We start from the raw sequence: 24,688 nt of genomic DNA on the forward strand, positions 1-24,688 counted from the left end.
GAAACTCCCCTGACCCCGTCCCCTTTCACCCCGCCTGGTGGGCGGTGCGGGCCGCTTCGACGAAGTCCTCCAGCGCCGCCCAGAAAGGAGAGAAGGCGGTACGGAACTCCTCCCGGGCGTCGGCATCGCCCTCCATCGCGGCCTTGACGCACCGGTAGAACGTACCGGTCGTCCGCTGGAGGGCGAGCGCGGCGGCCGCGGCCTCGGGCGGCCCCTCCAGCTCGACGACCCGCGCACAGCGACGGATCTTCGCGTACTCCGTGATCTCCCGATCGTGCAGCTCCTTCAGAGCCTGCGCGATGTCACCCGCACCGTCGGGGTCGCCGGCACCACCAGCACCACCGGCACCACCGGCGCTTCCGGCACCATTGCGCAGCACCGCCAAGATCTCCCAGTACAGCTCACCCATACGGTGCGTCTGCTCGATCAGGTCCAGGTACGCGGCCCGGCGGCTCTCCCGCAACCGCTCGGCCCGCTGCGCCCGCGCGGCGATCTCCGCCTGGACCCGAGCCGCCCGGGTACTGCCCCGCCCGGCCACCCAACTCGCAAGAACCGCCGTACCACCCGTCACGGACGCGATGGCCAACGTCCACACTGTGCTGTCACCCACGCGACGCAACCCTACCCAGCCACCAACACCGGCAGGGCCCTCAGAAGAACTCATCCAACAGCCGGTAAAACGCCAGCTTTTCCTCCGATACCTCCCCCTCCCATCCGCGCCCGTACTCCCGCAGGAACGCCGCGACACACTCCGGCCCGAACCACGGGTCCTCCTCGTGAGCCAACTCGCGCAACACCAGCGCGAGATCGGAATGCCGGTCCGCACGCCCGACCCGGCCCACGTCGATCAGCCCGGTCACCTCGCAGGTACGCGGATCGAGCAGCACGTTGTCCGGACACAGGTCACCGTGGCAGACCGCCAGATCCTCGTCCGCCGGCCGAGTCCGCTCCAGCTCGGCGAGAAGCCGCTCTCCCGACCACCCCTCCCGCTCCTCGTCCAGATCCTCCAGATCGACGCTCCCTTCAGCGACAGCACGGGCCGCCTGCGGCACCGTCACCGCAAGACTGCGATCGAACGGACACCGCTCCCAGTCCAGCGCGTGCAGCGAACGAGCGAGCCCCGCGAGCGCCACCGCCACGTCCAGCCGCTGCCGCCGCGGCCACCGCGCACTGGCCGGACGCCCAGGAACCGCCTCGGTGACCAACCAGGCGACCCTTCCGTCCCCACCACTCTCCACAACACGAGGTACGGAGATCCCCTCCCCCGCCAACCACCCCAGGCGCTCAGCCTCACCCAACAAGCCCACCCCGGGCCCCGCAGCCGCCACCTTGACAAACAACTCGCGCCCACCACCCCGAAGCCGATAAACATCAGCCCCCGAGGCCCCATCACCCACAGCCGCCCACTCACAACCGGAATACCGACCCCGCAACGCACGCAACGCATCGTCCATGCTCCGGAATTCTTCAGCATCGGAGATCGCGGTGCATCCGACTTTGGGGGCGGGTGGGCGATGGAAGAGCCACCTAACGCGACCCCCACCAGGCCGGGGACACACTCAATGCCCACACATCGCCCGCTTGGTGAACCTCCTGATCACCGGCATCGTGGTCGCCGTCCCCATAAGGGCCGGGGTCGTCGATGACAAAGACGCGAGCACCGGACCCCGGACGCGGGGCGCGAACTCCCCATACGCACCCGTAAGTGAGGTCGGTATGGAGAGGTCGTAGAGCAGCCGATGGACCTGGACACTGATCCCGAAACAGGAAAGAGGCTCTCCCGCATCCGAGAAAGACAGCTCCACCAGCCCGTAATCCCGACGCAGCAAGCCTTCGCCCGCATCGTCCAGATAGCCCGCCCCCAAAGCGGCCTCCCACGCGTCAGGGTCGGCCCCGATGCCGGTTCCCAAGACGTCGCCTCGCGCGGCGACGTGTGCGTAGAAGTCGAGATCGGGCACTCGCGTACCGTACACCCCCTGGGACCCGCCCCTGCCCCCTGCTTTTGCCCTCCCCCGCCCCACCCTCTCCGCCGCCTTCTCCGCCCCGTCGAGGCCCTGCCCGGCAGCGGCATGGGACTCGTCGGCCTGCGCAACGGAGCGTGCGGCTTCCTTCTGAAGGACACCTCCCCGCGGACCTCGCCCACGCCGGCCGCACCGTCGCCGAAGGCAGCGCCATGCTCATGCCCAAGGTCACCATGCGGCTGGACGAGGTGGTACGGGCCGTGGCCAGGGGACTGGCCAACGCGGAGATCGGGCGCGAGCTGGCGATGAGTGAGGGTACGGTCAAGGCCCACGTCAGCCGGGCCCTGGCCAAACTGGGACTGTCGAACCGGGTGCAGATGGCGCTGCTCGTACGGGACGCGGGGAAGAGGTAGGGCGCGTCGGCGGGACCGTCCTCGTCGGCCGATCCGCTGCCCGTCTCGCACGGCCCCGGGCCGATCGGTGTGGGGCCCCGGCCCCGGCTCGCCCGATGTGGGGCCCGGCACCCCGCGCCGCACTCCTGTGTACGGTTCCGGGCATTAGGCTGGTCTTGTGTTCGGTACCGTTCAGAAGTCTTTCGCCGCCTTCGACGTGGTCTGCTTGGCCGCGTCGCTCGGCGGCGTGAGCGCGTACCGCCACATCCTGGCGGCGCTGCCCGACACGTTCCCCGCTGCCCTGGTGCTGGTGCAGCACCGGCCGGTCCGGGAGCGGGACGGGCTGGTCGGGGTGTTGCGGTACCGCTCCGCGCTGCCCGTACGGCTGCTGGAGGACGGCGATCAGCTGGCGCCCGGCGTCGCGCACGTCGTACCGGCGGGCCAGTGGGCGGCCTTCACCCCCGAGGGCAAGGTGTCGCTGCACGCCGCGAACGGCCACCGCTCGGCGGACCCGATGTTCGCCTCCGCCGCGGCCGCCTTCGGGTCCCGGGCCCTGGCGGCGGTGCTCACCGGGCGCCTGGAGGACGGCGCCCTGGGCGTACGGCACATCAGGGGCGCGGGCGGACGGGTGCTCGCCCAGGACATCACCACCTCGGAAGCCTTCGGCATGCCGAGCGCCGCGATGGCCACCGGCTGCATAGACTTCGTGCTGCCCCTGCCGGTGCTGGCTCACGCGCTGGTCAGCTTGGTGATGGTGCCGGGCGCCGCGGGGCTGATGCGGGTGTCGCTGCCGTCCTGGGCCGCGGTGATCCCACCCGAGGCCACCGCCTGACCACGGCACGAAAGGCGGGTACGCATGACGAACGGCGCCACCGGCCCGTACGACCCCAGGGGCAACCGCCTCCTCTCCGCCCTGCCGGAGGCCGAGCGCCGCCGGCTGGAGCCGCACCTGAAGTCGGCCGAGCTGAACTCCGGTGATGTGCTGTACCGCCCCGGGGAACCGATCGACGCCGTGTGGTTCCCCGTACTGGGAGTGATCTCGATCGTCGCCGAACTGGACGGACCGGCCGTCGAGGTCGCCACCGTCGGTGACGAGGGCATGGTCGGGCTCCCGGTCTTCCTGGGCGTCGGCAGCCCCACCGAACGGGCGGTGTGCCAGGTCCCCGGCCGGGGGCTGCGGATGGACGCCGACCGGTTCCGCCACGAGATCGCCGTCCTGGACGGGCGGCTGCAGCAGATACTGCAATGTTTCACCCAGGCGATGTTCACCCAGCTGGCGCGGAACGCGGCCTGCAACCGCAGTCACCGCACCCGCCAGCGGTGCGCCCGCTGGCTCCTGATGACCGGCGACCGGATGCACAGCGACCGGTTCCCGCTCACCCAGCGGTTCCTCGCCCAGATGCTCGCGGTGCGCAGATCGTCGGTCAGCGAGGTCGCGGGCGCCCTGGCCGAGGACGGCTGCATCAGCTACAGCCGCGGCATCATCACGCTCCTGGACCGCGAGCGCCTCGAAGCGAACGCCTGCAGCTGCTACCGCGTCATCCGCGAGTCCATCGACGCGACGTTCCCTTCGGCCACCGATTCGGGCCGGTGACACGGCCCGGCCTGAGTACGGGGCGGTGACACGGCCGGTCTGAGTACGGGGCGGTGACACAGCCGGTCTGAGTACGGGGCGGTTTCGGGCCCGGCTCAGGGGCCCGGCGGCAGCAGCCGCGTCTCGGCCGCCGGAAGCCCCTTGGCCCACCAGTGGTCGTAACGGCGGTACGCCCCGGGATCGCGGTCGGCGAGGAGCCGCGCGAGCGAACTGGCCTCGGCGGCCAGCCCGTCCCAGACGTGGCGGGGGAGCGGGTGGAAGGCCCCGGCCTCGATCTGTCCGTCGACCGGGCGCCAGACACCGGCGACGTACCCGTCGACCAGCAGAGTGGGCAGCACGTCGCCGTTCCTGCGGATCACATGCTTGCGGTACGCGGGCGGAATGACGCGGCCGCGGTCGGCGTAGGAGAGCAGGACGCTGTCCCACATCGCCATCAGACGGGGCGGCGCCGAAGTGTCCTCGTCCGGCCGGGGCGCGCCCGGTATGTCGTACAACACCACCCCGTCGGGGCCCTCCAGCGATACGAGATCGTCGGCGAGCGCCTGTACAGCGGCGCGGACCCGCGACTGCTGCACCAGCGCGAACTGCGCCACGTCCGCCACCGACGCCGGCCCGAACCCCGCCAGATAGCGGCGGACCAGAGCCTGCAAACCCGCGGCGGCCGCATCGGGGTCCGCCAGGACCGGCCGCGTGCTCGCCGCGACGTGCGTCTGACGGGTGTCGAACAGCCAGGGCGCGTCAACGGGCGCGTGCCACAGCGGAACGTATTGCCGCAGCATGCGCCAGGCCGACGGCTCCAGCGGCGCCCCCAGACGCTCTTCGAGCCACCCCTGCATGTCGCTGGTGGCGCGCGGTCGCGCGGCGAACTCCAGCAACTCCGGTACGAGCGTGCCGGCGTCGGCGGCGGTCAGCCCGGACGCCGTGAAACGGGCGTCGCCGAGCCTGGCGCCGCGGAGCGTCGGTTCCACGGCCTCACGAAAGGCGCGGTAGTCCGTGGCGTGGACCATGTGCAACGTCACCCGCATCAGCGTTGCCTTGACCGCCCGGAAGCCGGACACGGCGGCGTCGAGGTCGGCGGGGGAGAAGCCGCTGAGCCGGTTCCACAGGGCGACGTACGGCGACGCGGGCTGCTGCGCCTGTAGGGCGACCACCTGCTTCAGCCCGTCGGCCACATCGAGCGGCGCGCGGGCGAGCAGCAACTGCCGGGCCAGCGTGGAACGGTTGAGGGCACGCGCGGTGATCACCATGCGGCGATTCTGCCGCCCTGCCCGCGTGCGGCCTATACCCCACGGCCTCTTGGGCGCGGGTTACGGCCCCGGCCTTGCCGTTTGATCCACGTGGCCGAACTGGACGTATGGGCCGCTCCTCATGGGCGCGGCCCATACACGGGCCATCTCTCCGGCCCGGGCACGGCGTCAGGACGCCCGCATCCAGCCGGGCGGCTCGACACCCCGGAACTCGTTCAGCGCCAGGCGGGACCCGGCCCGAGATCGCTCTGGATGGACGCCTGGTCCTTGAGCAGCGCGCTCTTGCCGAGGACGTCCATGACCTCCTGCTCACTCTTGTAGAAAGTGTTGCTTTCGTCGGCCCAAGCCGTGGCAGGGGCGCCGGCGACCGGTGCCGCGAGGAGTGCCGTAGCGGCGCCGAGCTCAACCAGGCCCGCCGTCTGCCGCGGGTTTGCCCAGGGGAGCCGGGGCCGCGTCTGAGCCCGGCTCCACCCTGTTGTGCTCGACGAACGCGACGCCCGCCACCGCATTACCCGCGAGGGCATCACGTCATCCCACCGACTCGGTAGGCACCGCCGAGTGATCGGGCGAACCGTGCCGTGGCCGGGCGGTTGCCGCCGCTTGCTTCGCCGCTACGAACGCGACGCGGACCGCTTTCCTGCCGTCACCGCCATGGCCGCGACCCTCATCGGCCACCGCAGGCCGGCCAACTGAGACCACGTCTAAGTGGCTCGCCCGCTCGCTGGCCTGGTCCTGGCGCAGGATGCGCCCGAAGGTCGCCGCGTAGGGGTGGGGATTGTTGCGCGGGTAGGCATAGGTGAGGACGGCGGGCGGGGCGCCGGTGAGCGGCAGGTACAGGATGTCCGGATCGGGGTACTGCGCGGCCACCGATACCGGGAGCACCCCGACTCCGCGTCTGGCGGCGACGGCGTGGAGGTATTCCTCGATGTTGGAGGTTTCCACGCCGACCTCGGGGGTGGCATCGGCCGGCCAGTCCTGCGGGGTGAACGTGCCGCTCACGGTATTGACGATGAGGCAGCGACGCCCGAGGTCGCGCCAGGTGACACGGTCACGTACGGCCAGGGTGGAGGTGCGGGAGATCGCCGCGATGTGCGGCTCCCGCAGGATCTCGGTGGTGACCAGGCGCGGATCGCTGATGCTCCCCCAGAGCAGGGCCGCGTCGACCGCACCGTCGCGCAGTCCGGCGGTGCGGTCGTCCTGGCGCACGGTGTGCACGATGACGCGGTGCTGCTCCTCCAGCGTGGCCGTCGCTCGACGGCCACGCTGGAGGGGAAAGCCCCAGGCATAGCCGAGGCGCAGTGAGGACTGCGCCTCGGGGGGCTGGAGAGCCATTTCCAGCTGGGGCAGCAGGGCTTGGAGATCGGCTTGCAGTCGGCTCCCGTCCGCGGTGAGGCGGGGGTGGCGGGTGCTGCGGTCCAGCAGGGTCCGGCCCAGGGCCCCCTCCAGACGCTGGATGTGCCGGCTGAGGGTGGGCTGGGAGATACCGAGACGATCAGCGGCCCAGGTGAAGTGCTGCTCCTCGGCCAGGACGAGGAAACATCGCAAGTGATGCAAACCGATTTCCATGGGGTACAAACTAGCCAGTTGTGGCTGTCGTCCCAGCTCAGGGGGCCGTAACGGCATCTCCCCCACGTCGTACGGCACCACGTACCACGGTCAGGTGCACCATCAGGGCGACCAGGGTGAGTGCGGCCGTGTAGTACGGCAGGGAGCCCGGAGCCACGCCGAGGCCCAGCACCACGCCGCCGAGCGCGGACCCGAGGCCGCTGCCGAGGTAGACGGCGGAGCTGTTGAGAGAGACGGCGACCGTGGCCTGTTCCGGCTGGGCCGCGATGAGCTGGTGCTGCTGCGGCACCTGGATGGCCCATCCGGCCGCGCCCCAGATCACCAGCGGGACGGCTGCCAGAGCCACGGCGGTGTGCGCGGCGACGGGCAGGACGAGCTGGCTGACCACGACGAGGACCAGGATCCAGGTGACCGCGGCGAAGGGCCGGCCGGTGCGGTCCACGATGCGGCCGATCAGCAGACTGCCGACGATGCCGCCCGCGCCCCAGGCCCACATGGCCCAGACCGTCTGGTCGGTGTGCGCGGCGTCGACGACGAACTCGGCGAGGTAGGTGTACAGACCAAGGCTGGCGATACCGCCGAGCAGCGAGACGGAGACGATGCCGGCGACCCGGCCACTGGCAAGGGCGCGCACACGCCGGCCCAGCGGCGGCGGCGGGCTCACCGCGACCTGCGGCAGCCGCATGATCCCGATCAGCGCGACCACGCCCAGCGCGGTGATCAGCCACAGCGTGCCGCGCCACCCCATGTGCGAGGCGAGCAGCATGCCGACCGGGACACCGATGACGGTGCCGATGCTCAGGCCGCCCATGACGGTGGCGAGCGCGCGGCCACGCCGTTCCGGAGCGGTCAGACCCGCTGCCGTGGCGGCGGCGATGGGCGAGTACACGCCCGCACCGATGCCCGCGACCGCGCGGGCGATCAGGAGGACCCACAGGCTGGGGGCGACGGCGGTCAAGGCGTTGCCGATGGTGAAGACCACCAGCGCCACGCCGAGCACCACCTTCGCCGGCCGAGCGGCCAGCAGGGTGGCGAAGACCGGCCCGCCCAGCGCGTAGCAGAGCGTGAAGACGGTGACCATCTGGCCGGCCGACGACGCCGAGATGTGCAGATCCGCCGACACCAGGGGCAGCAGTCCGGCCATCACGTAGGCGTCCACGCCCAGCGCGAACGTGCCCAGCGCCAGCAGCGGGATGAACCTACCGCGGGTGTCGTCCTTCTTGGGGGTGGATATTGTCTCTGTGGCGCTCATCCGAGGCGCTCCAAGTCCGTTTCGGCGATGATCCGGCGACCGTTGGGGAAGTAGCTGGCCGGTTCGGTCACCGCGGCCTTCTGTTCGATCTCGTTGAGCAGGCGCTGCAGCCGTACGGACTCCTCGAGGCCGGCGAACGGTACGGCAGGCTGCTGCCGGTTGTGCGCGAACCGCACGGCGTCCGTGACGACGCGGCGCAGCGAGACGATGGTGCTGTGCCCATCGGGAACCGGGTCGTGGCGGGTGTCCACCTCGCACAGCAGCTCTTCCCGGCCGTCGGCCTCGCGCCAGATCCGCAGGTGGTCCGCGTCCCATGTGGGGTTGGAGTACTCCACGGTGGCGTATACCAGGCCGCCTTCCCGGTCCCGGAAGACGCAGTCGATCGTGCGCTGCCGGGTGACGTTGACGAAGCTGCTGTAGACGCTCACCACGGCGTCGCCCAGCCGAGCTGTCAGGGCCACGCTGTCCAGGACGGCGGGCCCGGAGACGGAGTAGTCGGAGCAGACGGCGACGGCGTCACACAGCCGCAGCTGCCGGCCGTCGAGGTCGAGCCCCTGGACCAGATCCAGGGAATGGATGACCTCGCTGGCGACTCCGACCGTGGGCCGGTGGTCGTTGATGCGGTTCTTGCCCCAGGTGGCGTGGGCCCGCACCAGGGTCAGCCGGTGACGGTGCACGTGGTCCCGGAGGGCCACGCTCGCCTCCGAGTACCGGCCGACCAGGTCCATGGCGAAGCCGGAGACATCGCTCAGGGCCGAAGTCACGGCGTCCAGGTCGTCATGGGCGGAGGTGAGGGGCTTCTCCGCCAGGACGAAGCCCTGGTAGCCCTTGAGGCGCGTCAGAATCTCGGCGTGCGCGGAGTCGGTCACCGCGACGATGACGAGATCGGGCTCGAATGCCTTGAGGGCGCCTTCGATCGTGGGGAAGTAGGGGATGTCCTCGACCGTACGGTGCCGGGCGTGGTACGCGATCTCGATGTCGAGGCCGAGTTCCCGCGGGCCGGAGAGGCTGCGCAGTGCGCTGCGGAAGCGCGTACCGGCGTAGCCCATGCCCGCGATCAGTACTTTCACGGTGTCCATGGGGTCATCCCTCCCGGCTCGCGGTGACGGGGCGGTGATAGAGGCCCTCTTCGGAGAGCTGCCAGCCGGCCCGGCGATGGAATTCCACGGCACCGCTGCTGCTCTGCATCGTGGCGACGTCGGCGCCGCGCGCAGCCGCCCACGCGAAGAGACGGTCGATCACCGCGGTGGCCAGGCCCTGGCCCCGGTCACGCGGGTCGGTGACGAGGGTCTGCATCCAGGCCACCCGGCCGTTGGGCTGAGCAGGCGAAGGGGGACGCCGGTCGATGACGGAAAGGGCGCAGGCCCGGAGCCGGTCGGGGCCGGCGGCCACCGAGACGAACACGTCCTCATGGGACACGTTCTCCGTCAGCCAGGCCCGGTAGCCGGCCCGCCACGCCCTGCGCGCCTCGGGGGTCGTCGCGATGTACGGGAGCGATGCCTGCTCCTCGTCGCCGTCGAGCAGGAAGGCGCGCAGACGGATGAGTTCGTCGATGTCCGCCGGCTCCGCACGCCGCACCACGGTGTCGGTCGCTGTCGTCACGCTGTCCTCCTGTGCAGTCCGAAGTGGGTGAAGACCTCGTCCAGGGCACGGACCAGGTGGGTGATGTCCTCGTCGGAGTGGTTCGGCGTGACGTTGACGCGGAATCGCTCGGTGCCGGCCGGGACGGTGGGCGAGTTGATGGGCTGCAGGTAGATGCCGTGCAGGTCCAGCAGCCGTGCGGCCGACTGCTTGCACAGCTCGGCGTCCCCGACCAGGACCGGCAGAACGTGCGTCGTGCTGCACGGCATCACCTCGATCCCGGCGCCCTCCAGAGCCGTACGCAGGTGGGCGGTCTTGCTCTGCAGCGCGTCCCGTTCGGCAGTAGAGGTCTTCAGGTGTTCCACGCTGGCGTGGCAGGCCGCCACGACCGCCGGTGGCAGTGAGGTGGTGAAGATGAAGCCCGAGGCGAAGCTGCGGATCGCGTCGACCAGGGTGGTCGAGCCGGTGATGTAGCCACCGATGACGCCGATCGCCTTGGCCATCGTGCCCTGGATGATGTCGACGAGGTGATCGACATTCAGCTGTGCCGCGATCCCGGCACCCCGGGGCCCGTACATGCCGATCGCGTGCACTTCGTCGAGGTAGGTGAGCGCGTTGAATTCGTGCGCGAGCTTGACGATCTCTTCGATGGGGGCGACGTCACCGTCCATCGAGTAGACGGACTCGAAGACGACGATCTTCGGACGGTCCAGAGGCTGGCCGGCGAGCAGCTCTTCCAGGTGGGCCACATCGTTGTGGCGGAACGTCTTGCGCTCCGCTTTGGTGCTGCATATCCCGTTGATGATCGAAGCGTGGTTCAGCTCGTCGGACAGGACGATGGGATCGGGCAGCAGGCGTAGCAGGCACCGCAGAGTCGCATCGTTGGAGCTGTATCCCGTGGGAAAGACCAGTGCGGCTTCTTTGTGGTGCCATTCGGCGAGCGAAGCCTCCAGCGCGGAATAGTGGGCGTGAGTTCCGCCGATGTTCCGCGACCCCCCGGAACCGGCTCCGTACTCATCGATCGCCCGGTGCATGGCCCCGACCACCTTGGGGTGCTGCGACATCCCCAGATAGTCGTTGCTGCACCATACGGTCACCTGCTGACTGCGCCCGTCGGCCGCGCGACGCGTCGCCTTCGGGTACGCGTTCGCGTGACGATTGATTTCTGTGAACGTTCGGTACTGGCCATCTCGTCTCAGCTTGTCAAGCTTTTCCGCCAGATAGCTTTCGTACATTCCCCCGCCTTGCAACTAACATGCGCACTTGAGCGCACGTGTCATGTAAACGCCGGAATTACATACAGCGGGAACCTCCCCCGCAAGTCGGCCGCCTGCATCTGTGATGCACCTTCTGTATGACCGCTGGTCAACGGAGTTGACAGCGGTCGGTGAGATGCTGATCACAGCACCGAGGGCGGGTTCGGGGGCTACGGCGCGGTCGGTGGGGCGTCGTTGCCCCAGGTCGGCGCCTGCTTCCTGAGCGGGGTGAGGGTTCCTGTGTGGCGCGATGACGCCGTGATCAGCGCCACAGGGGGCGACGGCTCGTAGCGGAAAGTGGTCAACATCTCGCCGTTGCGTAGGGAAGTTGTACGTAGAGTCACTATTCGAGGCGGCTAAAACGGTTATTTCTGACTTCTGCTCACTAAGAGGCACCTAGCGTGTCTTACGCTTCGATGTGGCGCAAAAAGCCCCGGACATCGGACATGGTGGCTTGGAGTCTTCAACGGACTGTTGTTAGGTTCCCTCCCGTCGTTGAGAAACGACAGTGTTCAAACGGGGGATGAACCACATGATTCTTCGGCATGCTGACCACACGACTGGTCTCGCCATTCACTTCTGCTGTCTCGCCTGACGCCGCGGTACCACCGCAGGCAAGAGCCGAACTTCTGCTTCCGCGCACCGCCCGCAGCCGATTCCCGGCCCTGCGTGGGGCCGTATCACCATGAGATGAATCGGTCGGCTGCGAATGCTGCCGCACATCCGTTGGCGAGCCTCCCGGCGCCATCGGCACCGGGCGGACCGAGCGGTGGCGCGAGCAGTTCGGCCACTTCGCCTCGATGGGACGCCGGCCGGTCGGTCGCCGTATCCGACGGCTACACCTGACGCTCCGTCAACAACCCGGCTGCCGAACCGTAACGGGGGCAAGCCCGCACGCCCGCACCCACGTCCCGGCGGTCACGACAGCCCACAGCGGCATCCGCACCACCTTCGCATCCACTCAGCACGGGGGAATCATGAGAGAAGTCAGCGTCAGCACGGCCGTAGCCGTGCACCGTTGGGCGCAGGTCGCCGGTGACGCGCCGGCCGTCATCTACGAGGGCACCGAAATCACGTACGCCCAACTGAGCGCCCTCGTACGTGAAATGGCCGGCACCCTGTCCCAGGGTGGTCTGCGGGCCGGGGACCGCGTCGCCTACCTCGGCCACAACAGCGCACTGCTGCTGGAGACGGCGCTCGCCGCCGCCCACCTCGGGGCGATCTTCCTCCCGGCCAACTTCCGGCTCGCCGCCGAGGAAGTGTCCTACCTGCTCCACGACTCCGGCACCCACACCGTGGTCGCCGAGGACGGGCACCGGCCGGTCGTCGACCGTATCGCCGACGGCTCGCCGGTCCGCCGCTTCCTGCTCGGCGACCGTGACCCGCTCGTCCCGGCCGCCACCTCGGCCCATCCGCGCTGGGAGCGCCTGTCCGAGGCGGGCGGGAGCGCTCCGCGCGGCGAAGCCGTCAAGGCCGGTCCGGACGACATCGCCGTACTGATGTACACCTCGGGGACGACGGGCCGCCCGAAGGGCGTGATGCTGACCCACGGCAACCTGTGGTGGAACCACCTCAACGTGACCGGCTCCCTCGACGTGCGCCCCCGCCACACCACACTCGCGGTGGCGCCCATGTTCCACATCGGCGGCCTCAACGCTTTCACCTTGGGCGCCCTGGCCCGCGGTGGCACCGTGGTCGTCAGGCGGGCTTTCGAACCCGCCCAGTGCCTTGCCGACTTGACGCAGCATCAGGTGAACAGCGTGTTCGCGGTGCCGGTCATGTTCGCCGCGCTGGCCTGCACCCCCGGATTCGCCGAAGCCGATCTGACCGCGCTGACGGCCGCGGTCGTGGCCGGGGCCCCGGTACCTGGACAACTGGTGCGCGACTACGCGGCCCGCGGCGTCCAATTGCAGCAGGCGTGGGGGCTGACCGAGACCGCCCCGTTCGCGACGTACCTGCCCGGACACCTGGTCGGCGATCACCCCGACTCGGCCGGCTTCCCCATGCCGTACACCGAGATACGGCTGACGAACCCCGAGACGGGAGCCACCGTCACCGAAGCGCGGATGCCGGGGGAGGTCTGCGTCCGGGGGCCGCACGTCACCCCGGGCTACTGGAACAACCCCGAAGCCACCGCGGCGGCGTTCGACTGCTCCGGCTGGTTCCACTCCGGGGACATCGGCTACCTCGACGAGGAGGGACTGCTGTACATCGTCGACCGCCTCAAGGACATGATCATCAGCGGCGGGGAGAACGTCTACCCCGCCGAGATCGAGCGGGTACTCGCCGCGCACCCCGACGTCCATGACGTGGCGGTGGTGGGCGTGCCGCACCCCAAGTGGGGCGAGACCCCGGTCGCGGTGCTGCGCCAGGACGGCGCGGCGCCCCGGCTCACCATCGAGGAAGTCCGCGCGTACGCCGGTCAGCGGCTGGCCCGTTACAAGCTGCCGACCGCCGTCAGCCATGTGGAAGCCCTGCCCCGCAACCCCAGCGGAAAGCTCGACAAGGTGGCCCTGCGGGCCTGGGCGCTGAGTGAGTACGAGACCGCCGGGCCACTCAGCCACTGATCCACCACCCCGATACCCCGACATCCCGGCAGACCGCTGGGTCAACTACGCATCACACAGCGCGGGTTCGACCACGTAAAACGGCCCATCGCGCCTACCGAACCCGCGTCACCACCGCATCACGGAAGAGAAATGCACACCATGGACACTGCCCTGGCAGCCAACGACAAGGCCGAACTTCTCATCGACGGCCACACCTTGACGGTGGCCGATGTCGTCAGCGGCGCTCGCCCCGCCGACACCACTCGCGTCCGCGCCCGGCTCGCCGAAGGCGCGGTCCAGCGCATCGAGCAGTCCCTCGCGCTCAAGAACAAGGTCATCGAGGCCGGTCTGCCCGTCTACGGCGTCACCTCGGGCTTCGGCGACAGCAACACCCGGCAGATATCCGGCCTCAAGTCCGAGGCCCTGCAGACCAACCTCATCCGGTTCCTGTCCTGTGGCATCGGCCCCGTCGCCACCCCGGACGTCATCCGGGCCACCATGATCGTACGGGCGAACTGCCTGGCCAGGGGCGCCTCCGGAATCCGTACCGAAATCCTCGAACTGCTTCTGGACTGCCTCAACAACGATGTGCTGCCGCCCATCCCCGAGCGCGGCTCGGTCGGCGCGAGCGGCGACCTGGTCCCGCTGAGCTACGTGGCCGCGCTGCTGACCGGACAGGGCAAGGCGCTGCACCAGGGTGAGGAGAAGGATGCCGGCGTGGCACTGGCCGACGCCGGTCTCGGTGCGGTGGTGCTCGGGGCCAAGGAGGGCCTCGCGCTGGTCAACGGCACCTCCTTCATGTCCGGCTTCGCCACCCTCGCCGTCCACGACGCCACCGAACTGGCCTTCGCCGCCGACCTGAGCACCGCGCTGGCCTCCCAGGTGCTCCAGGGCAACCCCGGCCACTTCGTCCCGTTCATCTTCGACCAGAAGCCGCACACCGGAACCCGCACCAGCGCCCGGACCATCCGTGAACTGCTCGGCAACCCCGAGGACCGCGACCCCTCCGTGGACCCCGAGGGCGCTGCCCTTACGGAGTCCGGTTTCCGGGAGTTGGAGGAGCCCATCCAGGACCGGTACTCGGTGCGCTGCGCGCCGCATGTGACCGGTGTGCTGCGTGACACCCTTGACTGGGCGAAGAACTGGGTCGAGGTCGAGATCAACTCCACCAACGACAACCCGCTGTTCGATGTGGAAGCGGGCATGGTCCGCAACGGCGGCAACTTCTACGGGGGTCACGTCGGCCAGGCCATGGACGCGCTCAAGACCGCGGTGGCCAGCGTCGGCGACCTGCTGGACCGTCAGCTCGAACTGATCGTCGACGAGAAGTTCAACAACGGGCTCACCCCGAACCTCATCCCGCGGTTCGACACCGACAGCCGGGAGGCCGGGCTGCACCACGGCTTCAAGGGCATGCAGATCGCCGCCTCCGGCCTCACCGCCGAGGCGCTCAAGAACACCATGCCGGCGACGTCGTTCTCCCGGTCGACCGAGGCCCACAACCAGGACAAGGTCAGCATGGCCACCATCGCCGCACGGGACGCCCGTACGGTCGTGGAACTGGTCCGCCAGGTCGCCGCCATCCACCTCCTGGCCCTGTGCCAGGCGGCGGACCTGCGCGGCCGGGAGTGCCTGAGCGCTCCGACACGTGCCGCGTACGAGCTGGTCCGCTCCGTCTCCGCCACGATGGACGGTGACCGGCCGCTGGCCCAGGACATCGAGCTGGTGGTCGGCCTCATCGCGTCCGGCGAGCTCCGCCGGGCCGTCGAGGACGCCGGGCGCGACTGATCCGCCACTCTGCGGGGGCAGCTCCCCGCTGAGAGTGATGAGCCTACGAATGCCTTCGGTGACGACCATGCGCTGACAAGGGCGGCTGCAGCATGTGCCGCAGCCGCCCTTTCCCGGCTGTCTTTCCGGTCCGGGCATTACTCCTGGCGATGCGGAACACTCGTCGTAGGCCGGGCTACGCCGGGCAGGTGGCGGCCCGTAACTATCCCGGCCAGAGGCCGACTGGGCTCGTTCTCCCCGCATTCTCCCCAGCAACCTGAAGAAGGTGCGCCGCACGCGCTTCCCGCGGCGTCCGATCCGCACTTCTGAAAAGTCCTCTTCCGGGCGGCCCTCACCTGGGCTTCTGTGGTGCGGTGTGGCAGTCTGACCAGGGCAAATGGATCTTTCAGTGTCTTTCCATGTGGCTCAGCTTTACGCAGCCGATTCTCCCCAGGTGCTCCCCACCGGGATCCCTTTTCCTCAGTTTCTCCTCAGAGAAGCTCCTCGGGTGGAGTCGTGCCCGTCTTGGACGAGGCACGCAGTGACTACTGACTGTGACCCGTCCGGCAGCGGTCACCAGGTGGGGTGGTGGCGGGCGATCAGTTCGGGGAACCCTCTGGTCAGGCCCTTCATGACGTTATCGCCGTAGCAGGCGAACAGGGGGTTGTCCGGGTCCACCGTCACGCCGCCCGCGGCGCTGACGTACCGGCTCGGCAGGGGCCGGACCGACGCCTCCAAACGAGGGCTGTAGAAGAACGGCATGGAGTACCGGTCGACCCCCGGGGCCGGGCGGACGACCCGGTGAACGGTGGCTTTGAGGTATCCGCGCGTGGCGACCTCCAGCAGTTCACCGAGGTTGACCACGAACGCGTCCGGCAGGACCGGGACGTCGACGAAGTGACCGTCCTCGACGGCGACCTGCAGCCCGCCTTTGTCGTCCTGCACCAGCAGGGTGAGCAGTCCGTAGTCCTTGTGGGTGCCCGCGCCGTCGCCCTTCGGGACGCTGCCCGCCGTGGCGTCCGGCCCCGGGTAGTGCAGCAGCTTGAAATGGATCTGCGGCTCCGGGGTGACCACATCGTCCAGGAAGCCCTCGGGAGTCTCCAGGGACTCCAGGATGAGCCTGAGCATCCGGTGCGAGAGGCTCGTCAACCGGTCCATCCATGCCAGTACGGCCGGCCGCAGCTCCGGCAGGGCGGCCGGCCACTGGTTGGGGCCGACCAGCCACTGGTAGGCGGGCTCTCCCGGGCCGGGGCTCCGCGCCGGGCGCTCGGGACCGATGTCCAGCTGCCGGCGCTGGTCCGGGACACCCCGGGTGCGCTCCCGCCCCATCGCGGAGTAGCCGCGGAAGTGAGGGGAGTTGAGGACGTCGAGAGCCGCGTGCTCCGACTCCGGCAGGGAGAACAGCCGACGCGTCAGGTCGAGCAGCTCGGCGGCGCCGGTGACGCCGTGGCCGGTGAGCTGGAAGAACCCGATGTCGTGGACGGCGGCCCGCAGCCGGTTCAGGAACCCGGCGCGCGCTTTCGGACCGTGTTCGCTGTCCCGGAGATCGATCACGGGAATCGCTTCTGGCATGGAGTGCTCCTGGTTTCTCGATACGGTTGTGAACCTCACCACTGCGTTACGGTTCCGGACCGGCCCGCACGGAGGCGGCACGCCGGGACGGGGAGAAGACAGAAGACGGGGCAGTTACAGGGGCGTGGGAACAGCCCGCGTCGACCAGGTGTCCGGCCGACGCCGTTGTCGATGCCCCGTCAGGACAGCGGAGTGCCGTGCAGGGTCACCGCGTCGGCCGCCCGCTCCAGTGCCGCCGCGCAGTCCCGCTCCGTCTCGGCGACGGCGACGAGGAGGGCATACCGGGAGCGGGAGTCGCCCGGCGGGGACAGCCGCAGCTCCCGGCCCGGGACCGTCAGCACCCGTACTTCCCGGATCTCGGGCGGCAGCCGGTCCTCCGCGATCTCGACGGACTCGACCCGTACCTCCCTTTCGGGATACAGGAAGCGGACCGCGGCCGTTGCGGAGGCCCCGGACGTCCGGAAGTCCGGCGTGGCGCCGACCGCCAGATCGGCCGCCATCAGGCCGATCTCCCATCCGGTGACCAGGCCGCCGAGGTACGGGACACGGCCGCCGCCGATCCGTGCGTTGATCTCCACGACCTTCGGGCCGGAGGAGGTCAGGCGCAGCTCGGTGTGGGTCACCGTGTCGGTCAGGCCGACGGCGGTGTGGGCTTTCTGGACCACTTCGAGCAGAACGTCGTCGGACAGCAGCGGGTCGTCCGCCCGGACCGTGTGGCCCACCTCCTGGAACCCGGGGGCGTAGCCGAGCTGCTTGTGCGCCACGAACAGCGCCGTGACCTGCCCGTCGCGGCAGACCGCCTCCACACTGATCTCGGGCCCGTCGAGGAACTCCTCCACCAGGGTGGGCTGTTCGTACCGGGGCACCTCGTCGAACCAGATCCTGCCCGCCTGCTGGTAGGCCCGTGCCAACTGCCGCTCGCCGCCGACATAGGTCACTCCGCAACTCGCTGAAAGCGCCCGGGGCTTGACCACCACCGGATAGCCGATCCGGGCTGCCGCCTCGCTCGCCTCGGCCAGACTCGCGACGGCTGCCGACCGGGCCTGCGGGACGCCGGCCCGGTCGAGCGCCTTCCGGCCGGCGTACTTGTCCCGGCATGCCCTCACGGCCTCGCGCGGGCTGGTACGCAGCCCTAGCGCGGTCGCCAGCTCGGCGACGGCCTCCACGCGCGTCTCCTCGTAGGTGAGCACACCCGCGAATCGCTCGGGGTGGGCCCGGACGGCGGCGGTCATCGCCGCGACGTCCAGGGTGTCCACCACACCGAACGAATCGATGTAGGGCTTTTCCCAGGAGGGAGGCGCGGGGCACAGCAAATGCAACCGGTATCCGGACGCCATGGACCGCAGTACGTAAGCGCGCCAGTGCTCGCTGCCACTGCCTACCAGCAGCAGGAGCGGCCGCCCCGAGGAACCGGCCGAAGAGCAAGCCGCATCAGTGGTGTCGGTGTTCGCTGTCGGCATGTGGGCCGGTTCCTCCGTCATGTCATGCGAGGGGCGGCAGGCGGGGCGAGTGGTGAGGGACGGGGGCTCCTGACGCTGTCCACCCGTCGGTGGTGGGCGCATCGGCCGGTGACGGGCCGGTCGTGGGCGCCTTGGCCCCGGTCCCATCGTGAGTGCTGTGGGCCCTTGTCCCAGGGCACTCACATCATCACGTGACCGGCGGCCGTTATCCACCCCTGCGTTTTACGCCGAATGGGCGCCCACTCTATTTGGTTCGGGTTCTCTTCCCGGCAGAGTTGACGGGTGAACCGAGGAAGCGCGCCGCCCTTCGCCGGAGAAACGCATCTGCGCCCACCGTTGGGGGCAGGTGGCAGCAGCACACCCCGCACGGAACGCGCAAGGCGAATTCGACCGTCACTTCTTCGGTGTAAAAGATGCACGTGGACAACGCTGCCCGGACCGAGTGAAGATGACGAACGGACAGGGGCCGATACTTCCATGCCCGCCAGGCGCACCATTCCACTGCTTCGACAACTGTTCTTCCTCCGGCAACCGTCACACCACACCCGCCGCATCAACGCCGCGGTGCCTCCCGCCGTCGCACCACCGAAGCCGCGCCGTACGGGTCGACAGGTGCTCACTCAAGTCCACCAAGCCAGGTACCGCGTGTTCCGATATCGAGGCCGAGCGGCAGCGCTTCGGGGCTGTGCCCACTCTTGCGCGTCGGCTCTTCTTCTCTTCCGGGGTCCGACGGTGTCGCCTTGACAGGGCGGATGCCCGGCTGGTGCCCCCACTCCGTGCACGTCGTGAGCGAAGGAGTACCCATGCTCTCAGCGGACAAGAACCGCATCCTTTCCCAGGTTCAACGCGGTACGCGAATGGGTGAACTGCTGCGCAGATATTGGCATCCGGTGGCGCCGGTCCTGGAGCTGACCCAGCGTCGCGTCAAACCCGTACGGCTGCTGGGCGAGGACCTCGTCCTGTTCCGCAAGCCGGACGGCAGCCACGGCCTGATTTCCCGGCGCTGCCCGCACCGGGGCACCGACCTCGGTATCGGCTGGGTGGACGGTGACGTGATGCGGTGCGCATACCACGGGTGGGGATTCGACTCCGAAGGCCGTTGCACGAGCCAGCCGTTCGAGGAGACGGGCCCGTCCGGCGGATTCCGCGGCAAAGTCGGCGTCACCGCGTACCCCACCACCACGCTCGGCGGGCTGATCTGGGCCTATCTCGGCCCCGCCCCCGCGCCGCTGCTGCCCGACTTCGAGCCGTTCACCTGGGAGCACGGCTTCGTCGAGATCATCATGACGGAACTCCCGTGCAACTGGTTCCAGTGCCACGAGAACAGCATGGACCCCGTCCATTTCGAGTGGCTGCACCAGAACGGGAACGCCGTACGCAGCGACCCGGAATCCCCCACGTATGTACCCCGGCACCTGTCGATCGACTTCCTGGAATTCGAGCACGGTTTCGTCAACGGGCGGGTGGTGGAAGTCCCCGAAGTCCGCCCGACAGGTTCCTACTCGAGCACGAACGACGTGACCGACGGCGGGATCCTCAGCCTGTGGCCCTACACCCTCGCTTCCGGGAACACCATCGAGTTCCGGGTGCCGGTGGACGAACGGCGCACCCTCAATTTCACCTGGCAGTACTCCGTGCTCCCCGACGACGTACCGCCCGGCCGGCAGGATCCCGGCGCGATTCCGTACTGGTACGGCCCGCTCACCGACCCGGCGACCGGTGACATCATCACGTCGCACACCGGGAACCAGGATTTCGCCGCGTGGATCGGACAGGGAACGTTCGCGGACCGGACCGTCGAGCAGCTGGGGCGCGGCGACAAAGGCATCACCCTGCTACGGCGGAGGTACTTCGAAGCGATGCGGAAAGTGGCGCAGGGGGAGGACCCGCCGGGCACGGTGCGCGACCCCGCGGCCAATGTCAGCATTCAACTGCCCCTCCTCGGCAAGGCCCGCTACACACAAGGGGTACCGCGCGAGGTTTTCGAGAAGAAACTCGCTGCCCGCAAGAAGAACGGGCTCCTCGGGATCGGCGGATTCTGGACGGTGCAGGCCGGGCGGCCGAGCCACCTCCAGAAGGAGTACGACGAGATCGCGGGCGTCGTACGGAAGGCACCTGCCGGCAGCGTGTGACGCCTTTCGCGCAGGCGTCACTCATACGGACCATTCAGCTGCCCGAGTCACTCACCCGGATCATTCACCACAGTGACTCGGCCGGCGAAAGGGCACCCTCACTACCCGGGCTGAGCGGCCGTCGGAGGAGATGATGACAGCGAGGATCCCAACAGGCTGGTGCATGGCTGTATCGCCGTGGTCTCTCCGTCGGCGCGACTCATGGGGGGTTCGAACGACACGCCCCGTCGGGGAGTTGATTGATGTGAGTTCATCGGGCTGTCCGGAACCACTGACGCCGCTTCGAGGCCGCTCCGCGTCACGTGTCTCCGGAGAGCGGCATCATGAGAGGACGGAGATGAATGCGGAGGCACTGCGGTTGCTCCTCACGGAGCGGCGAGCCTCAGTAGCGCCGGAATCCCATGGCCTCACGCGGCCCAGGGGAAAGGGCCGACGTGCCCCCGGTCTCGCCCAGCACCAGGTCGATCTCCTGCTCAACCGGGGCTGGGGGACCTATCAGCGTCTGGAGTCCGGCAAGTACCGGAATCCGCCCGTGGACTTTCTGCGGGACCTCGCCCTGCTGCTGCGGCTTTCCGAGGTGGAATGGGTGGCCCTGTGCCGCTACGCCGGCATCGGCGACCCGCCCAGGCCCCTCACGCCGCAGTCCGGGCAGGAGGTGCCCCAGGTGTGGCAGGAGGCTGTCGCCGGAATGACCCACGCCGCCTGTGTCATTGACGCGTCATGGAACATTCTTGCCCATAATCAGCCCTTCACCGATATTTTTCCGTACGGGAAACGCCCCACCAATACGATGCAGTGGATGCTCTTCGACGGTCGGCCCCTGCTCACCGACTGGGCCACCACCTGGGCACCGCACCTCCTGCCCCTCCTGCGGGCCGATCTGGCCGCCCGCCCCGACGACAACACGCTGCGCCGGTTCGAGGCGGCCGTACTGACGGATCCCTGCGCGGCACCGCTCTACGAGACCGCCGGTGTGGCCGTCCACCCGGACGAGGACAGGCGTCCGCTGCAGCATGCGCGGAGCGGTCCGGGCTGGGTCAAGATGTGCATGGCGCAGCCCACCACCTCACCCGGCACCCGCCTCATCATCCTGATCTTCACACCCTGCGCGGGAGGTCCGGCCCGTCCGGCGAGTGGCGTCTGCGACTCGGCCACGTCGGTGGCCGGACGGATAGCCAGGCCGCCGTGTTGCGACAGCCGGCCCCCGCGTGACGCGCCGGCCCGAGCCGCGGAGAATCTCCGCGCGATACTCTCCGCCCACCGCTGAACCGTCGTTGCGGGCCACCGCTCCCGTGGTGGCTGTCCGTCTCCCCTCCGTACCAGGGATCGAGTCGATGTCTGCTGCCCCGGAAGTGTCCGCCGCCCCGGACGGCCGTGCCCCACGGCGTCTGCTCTCCAGTTACCGGGACCTGATGGCGGTCCCGGGCTTCTGGAGGAACGCGCTCGTCGGAATGATCTCCAAACTCCCGCCCAGCATGGTCACGTTGAGCCTGCTGCTGTTGGTCGGCCGGGACTACTCGTACGGCACCGCGGGCCTGATGGTGAGCGGTTCGGCGATCGGGCAGGGGGTGACGGCGCCGCTGCGCGGACGGCTGATCGACCGGTACGCGCCACGTCCGGTCCTGCTGGGCTGCCTGACCGCCTATCTGACGGTGACCGCGCTGCTGCTGTTCATGGTGCGGAACGGGGGGCCCGTGCCGGTGATCCTGATCACAGCGGTCGCTTTGGGGGCCACTGCCCCGCCGGTCGCGGTCATGATGCGCTCGGTGTGGTATTCGGTGGGCGAGGGGGCGACGCTGACGACGGCCATGGCCCTGGATTCGTCCATGATGGGTGCCGCGCTGATCACCGGCCCGGTGCTGGCCGGCTGGCTGAGCCTGTCGGTGTCGCCCCTCGCCCCGTTCTTCGTCACCGCGACGCTGACGGCGCTTTCGGTCCTCCTCCTGCTGGTGGACGCCACGGCCGCGCCGCGCTCCGCCGCCGACGCCAGGAGGCACTGGCTGGGGCCGCTGGCCTCACCCCCTTTGCGGCGGCTGCTGGCCGCGAGCGGACTGTTCGTGACCGCCGTGACCGCCGTCGACGTACTCCTGCCGCTGTATGCCAAGGAGCACGACGCCGGCGCGTACACCGGTCTCTACCTCGGCGCACTGTCCGTCGGCAGCGTGGTGGGGAGCTTCGGTCTGGGGGCCGTACCCGACCTGCTGGCCCGTGGACCGAAGGCATTCGTCCTCCTGATCGTCTTCGTCCTCGGTACGGGAGTGCTGTGCCTGGGCACGCGGCTGTCCCCGGAGATGGTGCTGCTGCTCTGCCCGGTGGCCGGGCTGGCCATCGGTTCCACGTTCGGGACGCTGCGGACGATCGGCGGCGATCTCGCGCCGCCCGGCCGGATGACCGAGACGATGTCCTGGCTCAGCAGCCTCGATCTGGCCGGGGGTGCGGTCGGCGCCGCGGTCTTCGCGCATTTCGCAGCCGTCCGGGGAAGCGGGACGGCACTGCTCGTGGTGCCCGCGGTGGCTCTGCTGGCCGCGGTGTTCGGCTGGGGCGCGCGGACGCGTGCGGAGCCGCTGACGGCCGACGCGAACGGCTCCGGTGCCACGCGCGGCTGATGGCGCAGCTCCGGTGTCCGCGGGGTGGGCCACGGGGCGCCGGCGGTGTGTTCGTGCGTGCGCGCCGCGAACTCCCCGACCTCATGAACGGCTGCAGAAAAACCGTCCTCCACTGACCCGATAAATGGGACTAATAAGGTGGAGAAAGGCGGGGAATGATAAATACAGAGGATTCTGTTTTATCGCTCTCCAGGAAACCTGTGCGCGGGCGCGGTAGGTGCGTCGGTAACAGCGCGGACCCGTTCGCACCGTCGGACGGCATCAGCGGCATCCCGTCCTCGCCTCCCACACCTGCCACCCGGAAGAAACCGCGTGCGGTGCGCCTCGGCCCGATGCGGCTCGCCACCTGCTGCCTCACAGCCCGCTGCGCACGCCCGCCCGGGCGCGGCGACCGCCGGATGATTTAACGAGCGTTCCACTGCCCCGCGGAGCTTGCACGCCCGGGGCTCCGGTGTCTTGTCATCGCTGTTCGAAACGACGGAGGTTGACTCCCCATGTCCAGCATCGTCGTCCTCAACCCGGTGAAGTTCGGCCTCCATTACAAACGGGCGGTCAAGGCCAGAGGACACCGGCTCATTTCACTCTACTCCTTCAACGAGGAGTTGCTGGAAGAACGCTGGCCCCGCCATGCCGATGGTGACGATGTCTCCCTCTACAGCCGGGACCTCGATGGGATGCTGAATGAACTGGAGCCGTACCGGGACGACATCCGCGCGGTGCTCTCCGGCAGCGATGCGTCCGTCGACCTCGCCGACCGTCTGGCCCACACGCTCCGCCTCCCCGGCAACTGCGTGGAACTGGCCCATGCCAGGAACCACAAGGACGCGATGCGCCGGGTGGCCGGACAGGCGGGGCTGCGCATCCCCCGGTACCGGTTGGTCACATCGATCGCGGACATCCCCGAAGCCGCGCACGAGGTCGGCTTCCCCGCCATCGTGAAACACACCTATGGGGGCGGGTCCCACGGCGCCGTGCTGCTTGCCGACGACGCGGCGCTGGCCGGCCTGGACCGCCTGGTGAAGTTCGACCACTTCCGTGAGCCGGTCCACAAGTGGCTGGTGGAACAGTACATCCGCGGCCGGGAGATCGCGGTGAACACCATGAGTTACGACGGGCAGCACCAGATCATCGACATGTGGTTCTACTCCCAGCCCGACGACTCGGACTACGACTTCCCCTACTGGAACAACGTCCAGATCAACCGCGAGGACCCGGACTGGGACCGGGTGGCCGCCTTTACGCACGAGGTTCTGGATGTCTTCGGCGTACGTATCGGCCCCGGGCACACCGAGGTGAAGTGCAACGCGGACGGCGTATACCTGATCGAGGTCGCCGCACGCCTGGCCGGCGGTCCCGTCACGGAGATGTGGCTGGCGCACAGCGACTTCAACCCCTACTACGCCGATATCGACTGCCGTACCGCCCGGCGCCCGGAAGCGCTGGGGCAGCACATCGCGTTCGACGCGGCCTTCGGCGCGATCGCCGTTCGCAACGAGGGCGCCCCGGGAGTCCTGCGGGAGATCAAAGGGCTGGACGCGTTCTCCGCGGGCCCGGGTGTCGAAAAGGTACTGGTCGCCTATGCCCCCGGTGACTGGGTCCCCACCACGGACAGTACGACCAATATCCCGCTGGGCGCGTGGGTGTCCGGTGACACCGTGGCCCAAGTCCGTGAGCGAATGCACCGCTTGCGCGATCTCGTACAACTCGATATCGACCGGGAAGCGGGCGGGCCTTCTGATGCTTGACTTCCGCA

20 protein-coding genes are annotated in these 24,688 nt (G+C 69.2%); 9 read left to right on the forward strand and 11 right to left on the reverse strand.

All coding sequences use genetic code 11. The features are described from left to right. Positions 1 to 25: 25 nt before the first annotated feature. From ADK86_RS30145 to ADK86_RS30155, 3 genes are all read right to left on the reverse strand, one after another. On the reverse strand, positions 26 to 610 hold the full coding sequence (locus ADK86_RS30145; RefSeq protein WP_053699461.1) for a hypothetical protein: 585 nt from the start codon (positions 608 to 610) through the stop codon (positions 26 to 28). Between the two features lie 40 nt (positions 611 to 650). Next, positions 651 to 1,454 carry an aminoglycoside O-phosphotransferase APH(3')-VIIIa gene (gene aph(3')-VIIIa / locus ADK86_RS30150; protein WP_053699462.1) on the reverse strand — a complete coding sequence of 268 codons (804 nt, stop codon included), beginning with the start codon at positions 1,452 to 1,454 and terminating at the stop codon, positions 651 to 653. A 105-nt stretch (positions 1,455 to 1,559) separates the two neighbouring features. Further along, positions 1,560 to 1,958: a hypothetical protein gene (locus ADK86_RS30155; RefSeq protein ID WP_053699463.1), complete on the reverse strand. Its 399-nt coding sequence runs from the start codon at positions 1,956 to 1,958 to the stop codon at positions 1,560 to 1,562. Positions 1,959 to 2,098: 140 nt separating this feature from the next. Here ADK86_RS30155 and ADK86_RS44860 point away from each other — a divergent pair, with 140 nt between their 5' ends. The 3 genes from ADK86_RS44860 to ADK86_RS30170 all read left to right on the forward strand — a co-directional run bounded on the left by ADK86_RS44860 (position 2,099) and on the right by ADK86_RS30170 (position 3,947). Next, the gene (locus ADK86_RS44860; RefSeq protein ID WP_324611426.1) at positions 2,099 to 2,374 is read left to right on the forward strand and encodes a response regulator transcription factor; all 276 of its coding nucleotides are present in this window, start codon (positions 2,099 to 2,101) and stop codon (positions 2,372 to 2,374) included. 157 nt (positions 2,375 to 2,531) lie between these two features. Further along, the gene (locus ADK86_RS30165; protein WP_053699464.1) at positions 2,532 to 3,185 is read left to right on the forward strand and encodes a chemotaxis protein CheB; all 654 of its coding nucleotides are present in this window, start codon (positions 2,532 to 2,534) and stop codon (positions 3,183 to 3,185) included. 24 nt (positions 3,186 to 3,209) lie between these two features. Beyond that, on the forward strand, positions 3,210 to 3,947 hold the full coding sequence (locus ADK86_RS30170; RefSeq protein WP_053699465.1) for a Crp/Fnr family transcriptional regulator: 738 nt from the start codon (positions 3,210 to 3,212) through the stop codon (positions 3,945 to 3,947). Positions 3,948 to 4,042: 95 nt separating this feature from the next. Here the strand turns inward: ADK86_RS30170 and ADK86_RS30175 are convergent, their stop codons facing one another. From ADK86_RS30175 to hemA, 6 genes are all read right to left on the reverse strand, one after another. Then, positions 4,043 to 5,194 (reverse strand): winged helix DNA-binding domain-containing protein, encoded by a 1,152-nt coding sequence (locus ADK86_RS30175; protein ID WP_053699466.1) that lies wholly within the window; start codon positions 5,192 to 5,194, stop codon positions 4,043 to 4,045. 528 nt (positions 5,195 to 5,722) lie between these two features. Continuing rightward, positions 5,723 to 6,760, reverse strand: coding sequence for a LysR family transcriptional regulator (locus tag ADK86_RS30180; protein ID WP_159393994.1), 1,038 nt, complete (start codon positions 6,758 to 6,760; stop codon positions 5,723 to 5,725). A 37-nt stretch (positions 6,761 to 6,797) separates the two neighbouring features. Then, positions 6,798 to 8,012: an MFS transporter gene (locus ADK86_RS30185; RefSeq protein ID WP_053699468.1), complete on the reverse strand. Its 1,215-nt coding sequence runs from the start codon at positions 8,010 to 8,012 to the stop codon at positions 6,798 to 6,800. Further along, a complete protein-coding gene (locus ADK86_RS30190; RefSeq protein WP_053699469.1) occupies positions 8,009 to 9,091 on the reverse strand; it encodes a Gfo/Idh/MocA family oxidoreductase in 1,083 nt (360 codons plus the stop codon). The genes ADK86_RS30185 and ADK86_RS30190 overlap by 4 nt, the downstream gene beginning before the upstream one ends. A gap of 4 nt (positions 9,092 to 9,095) precedes the next feature. Continuing rightward, complete coding sequence (locus tag ADK86_RS30195; RefSeq protein WP_053699470.1) at positions 9,096 to 9,614, reverse strand: GNAT family N-acetyltransferase; 519 nt, start codon at positions 9,612 to 9,614, stop codon at positions 9,096 to 9,098. Then, positions 9,611 to 10,828: a 5-aminolevulinate synthase gene (gene hemA, locus ADK86_RS30200; RefSeq protein WP_030600503.1), complete on the reverse strand. Its 1,218-nt coding sequence runs from the start codon at positions 10,826 to 10,828 to the stop codon at positions 9,611 to 9,613. Before hemA ends, ADK86_RS30195 begins: the two co-directional genes overlap by 4 nt. Positions 10,829 to 11,826: 998 nt before the next feature. Between hemA and ADK86_RS30205 the strand changes: the two genes are divergently transcribed. Further along, positions 11,827 to 13,416 (forward strand): AMP-binding protein, encoded by a 1,590-nt coding sequence (locus ADK86_RS30205; protein WP_053699471.1) that lies wholly within the window; start codon positions 11,827 to 11,829, stop codon positions 13,414 to 13,416. 141 nt (positions 13,417 to 13,557) lie between these two features. Continuing rightward, positions 13,558 to 15,186: an HAL/PAL/TAL family ammonia-lyase gene (locus tag ADK86_RS30210; protein WP_234346092.1), complete on the forward strand. Its 1,629-nt coding sequence runs from the start codon at positions 13,558 to 13,560 to the stop codon at positions 15,184 to 15,186. A gap of 552 nt (positions 15,187 to 15,738) precedes the next feature. On the opposite strand, the gene ADK86_RS30215 is transcribed toward ADK86_RS30210, so the two are convergent. After that, positions 15,739 to 16,737, reverse strand: a complete 999-nt coding sequence (locus ADK86_RS30215) for an isopenicillin N synthase family dioxygenase (RefSeq protein ID WP_030596834.1) — start codon at positions 16,735 to 16,737, stop codon at positions 15,739 to 15,741. 179 nt (positions 16,738 to 16,916) lie between these two features. Next, positions 16,917 to 18,197 carry an ATP-grasp domain-containing protein gene (locus tag ADK86_RS30220; protein ID WP_078952356.1) on the reverse strand — a complete coding sequence of 427 codons (1,281 nt, stop codon included), beginning with the start codon at positions 18,195 to 18,197 and terminating at the stop codon, positions 16,917 to 16,919. A gap of 803 nt (positions 18,198 to 19,000) precedes the next feature. Here ADK86_RS30220 and ADK86_RS30225 point away from each other — a divergent pair. From ADK86_RS30225 to ADK86_RS30240, 4 genes are all read left to right on the forward strand, one after another. Further along, positions 19,001 to 20,329, forward strand: coding sequence for a Rieske 2Fe-2S domain-containing protein (locus tag ADK86_RS30225; protein ID WP_030596838.1), 1,329 nt, complete (start codon positions 19,001 to 19,003; stop codon positions 20,327 to 20,329). Between the two features lie 532 nt (positions 20,330 to 20,861). Continuing rightward, on the forward strand, positions 20,862 to 21,596 hold the full coding sequence (locus ADK86_RS30230) for a hypothetical protein (protein WP_063756047.1): 735 nt from the start codon (positions 20,862 to 20,864) through the stop codon (positions 21,594 to 21,596). 67 nt (positions 21,597 to 21,663) lie between these two features. Next, positions 21,664 to 22,935, forward strand: coding sequence for an MFS transporter (locus tag ADK86_RS30235; RefSeq protein ID WP_234346093.1), 1,272 nt, complete (start codon positions 21,664 to 21,666; stop codon positions 22,933 to 22,935). A 494-nt stretch (positions 22,936 to 23,429) separates the two neighbouring features. Then, entirely contained in the window at positions 23,430 to 24,680 is a 1,251-nt protein-coding gene (locus tag ADK86_RS30240; protein WP_053699473.1) for an ATP-grasp domain-containing protein, read from the forward strand. Positions 24,681 to 24,688 lie beyond the last annotated feature (8 nt).

It is taken from the genome of Streptomyces sp. NRRL F-5755 (assembly GCF_001279365.1).
GTDB lineage: Bacteria > Actinomycetota > Actinomycetes > Streptomycetales > Streptomycetaceae > Streptomyces > Streptomyces rimosus.

Excerpts from the sequence above, each read along its gene's own strand:
- ADK86_RS30170 (WP_053699465.1), top strand. The coding sequence starts at position 3,210 with ATGACGAACGGCGCCACCGGCCCGTACGACCCCAGGGGCAACCGCCTC.
- ADK86_RS30180 (WP_159393994.1), bottom strand. The coding sequence starts at position 6,760 with ATGGAAATCGGTTTGCATCACTTGCGATGTTTCCTCGTCCTGGCCGAG.
- ADK86_RS30240 (WP_053699473.1), top strand. The coding sequence starts at position 23,430 with ATGTCCAGCATCGTCGTCCTCAACCCGGTGAAGTTCGGCCTCCATTAC.
- hemA (WP_030600503.1), bottom strand. The coding sequence starts at position 10,828 with ATGTACGAAAGCTATCTGGCGGAAAAGCTTGACAAGCTGAGACGAGAT.
- ADK86_RS30220 (WP_078952356.1), bottom strand. The coding sequence starts at position 18,197 with ATGCCGACAGCGAACACCGACACCACTGATGCGGCTTGCTCTTCGGCC.
- ADK86_RS30215 (WP_030596834.1), bottom strand. The coding sequence starts at position 16,737 with ATGCCAGAAGCGATTCCCGTGATCGATCTCCGGGACAGCGAACACGGT.
- ADK86_RS30210 (WP_234346092.1), top strand. The coding sequence starts at position 13,558 with ATGGACACTGCCCTGGCAGCCAACGACAAGGCCGAACTTCTCATCGAC.
- ADK86_RS30225 (WP_030596838.1), top strand. The coding sequence starts at position 19,001 with ATGCTCTCAGCGGACAAGAACCGCATCCTTTCCCAGGTTCAACGCGGT.
- ADK86_RS30235 (WP_234346093.1), top strand. The coding sequence starts at position 21,664 with ATGTCTGCTGCCCCGGAAGTGTCCGCCGCCCCGGACGGCCGTGCCCCA.
- ADK86_RS30190 (WP_053699469.1), bottom strand. The coding sequence starts at position 9,091 with ATGGACACCGTGAAAGTACTGATCGCGGGCATGGGCTACGCCGGTACG.
- ADK86_RS30175 (WP_053699466.1), bottom strand. The coding sequence starts at position 5,194 with ATGGTGATCACCGCGCGTGCCCTCAACCGTTCCACGCTGGCCCGGCAG.
- ADK86_RS30185 (WP_053699468.1), bottom strand. The coding sequence starts at position 8,012 with ATGAGCGCCACAGAGACAATATCCACCCCCAAGAAGGACGACACCCGC.
- ADK86_RS30205 (WP_053699471.1), top strand. The coding sequence starts at position 11,827 with ATGAGAGAAGTCAGCGTCAGCACGGCCGTAGCCGTGCACCGTTGGGCG.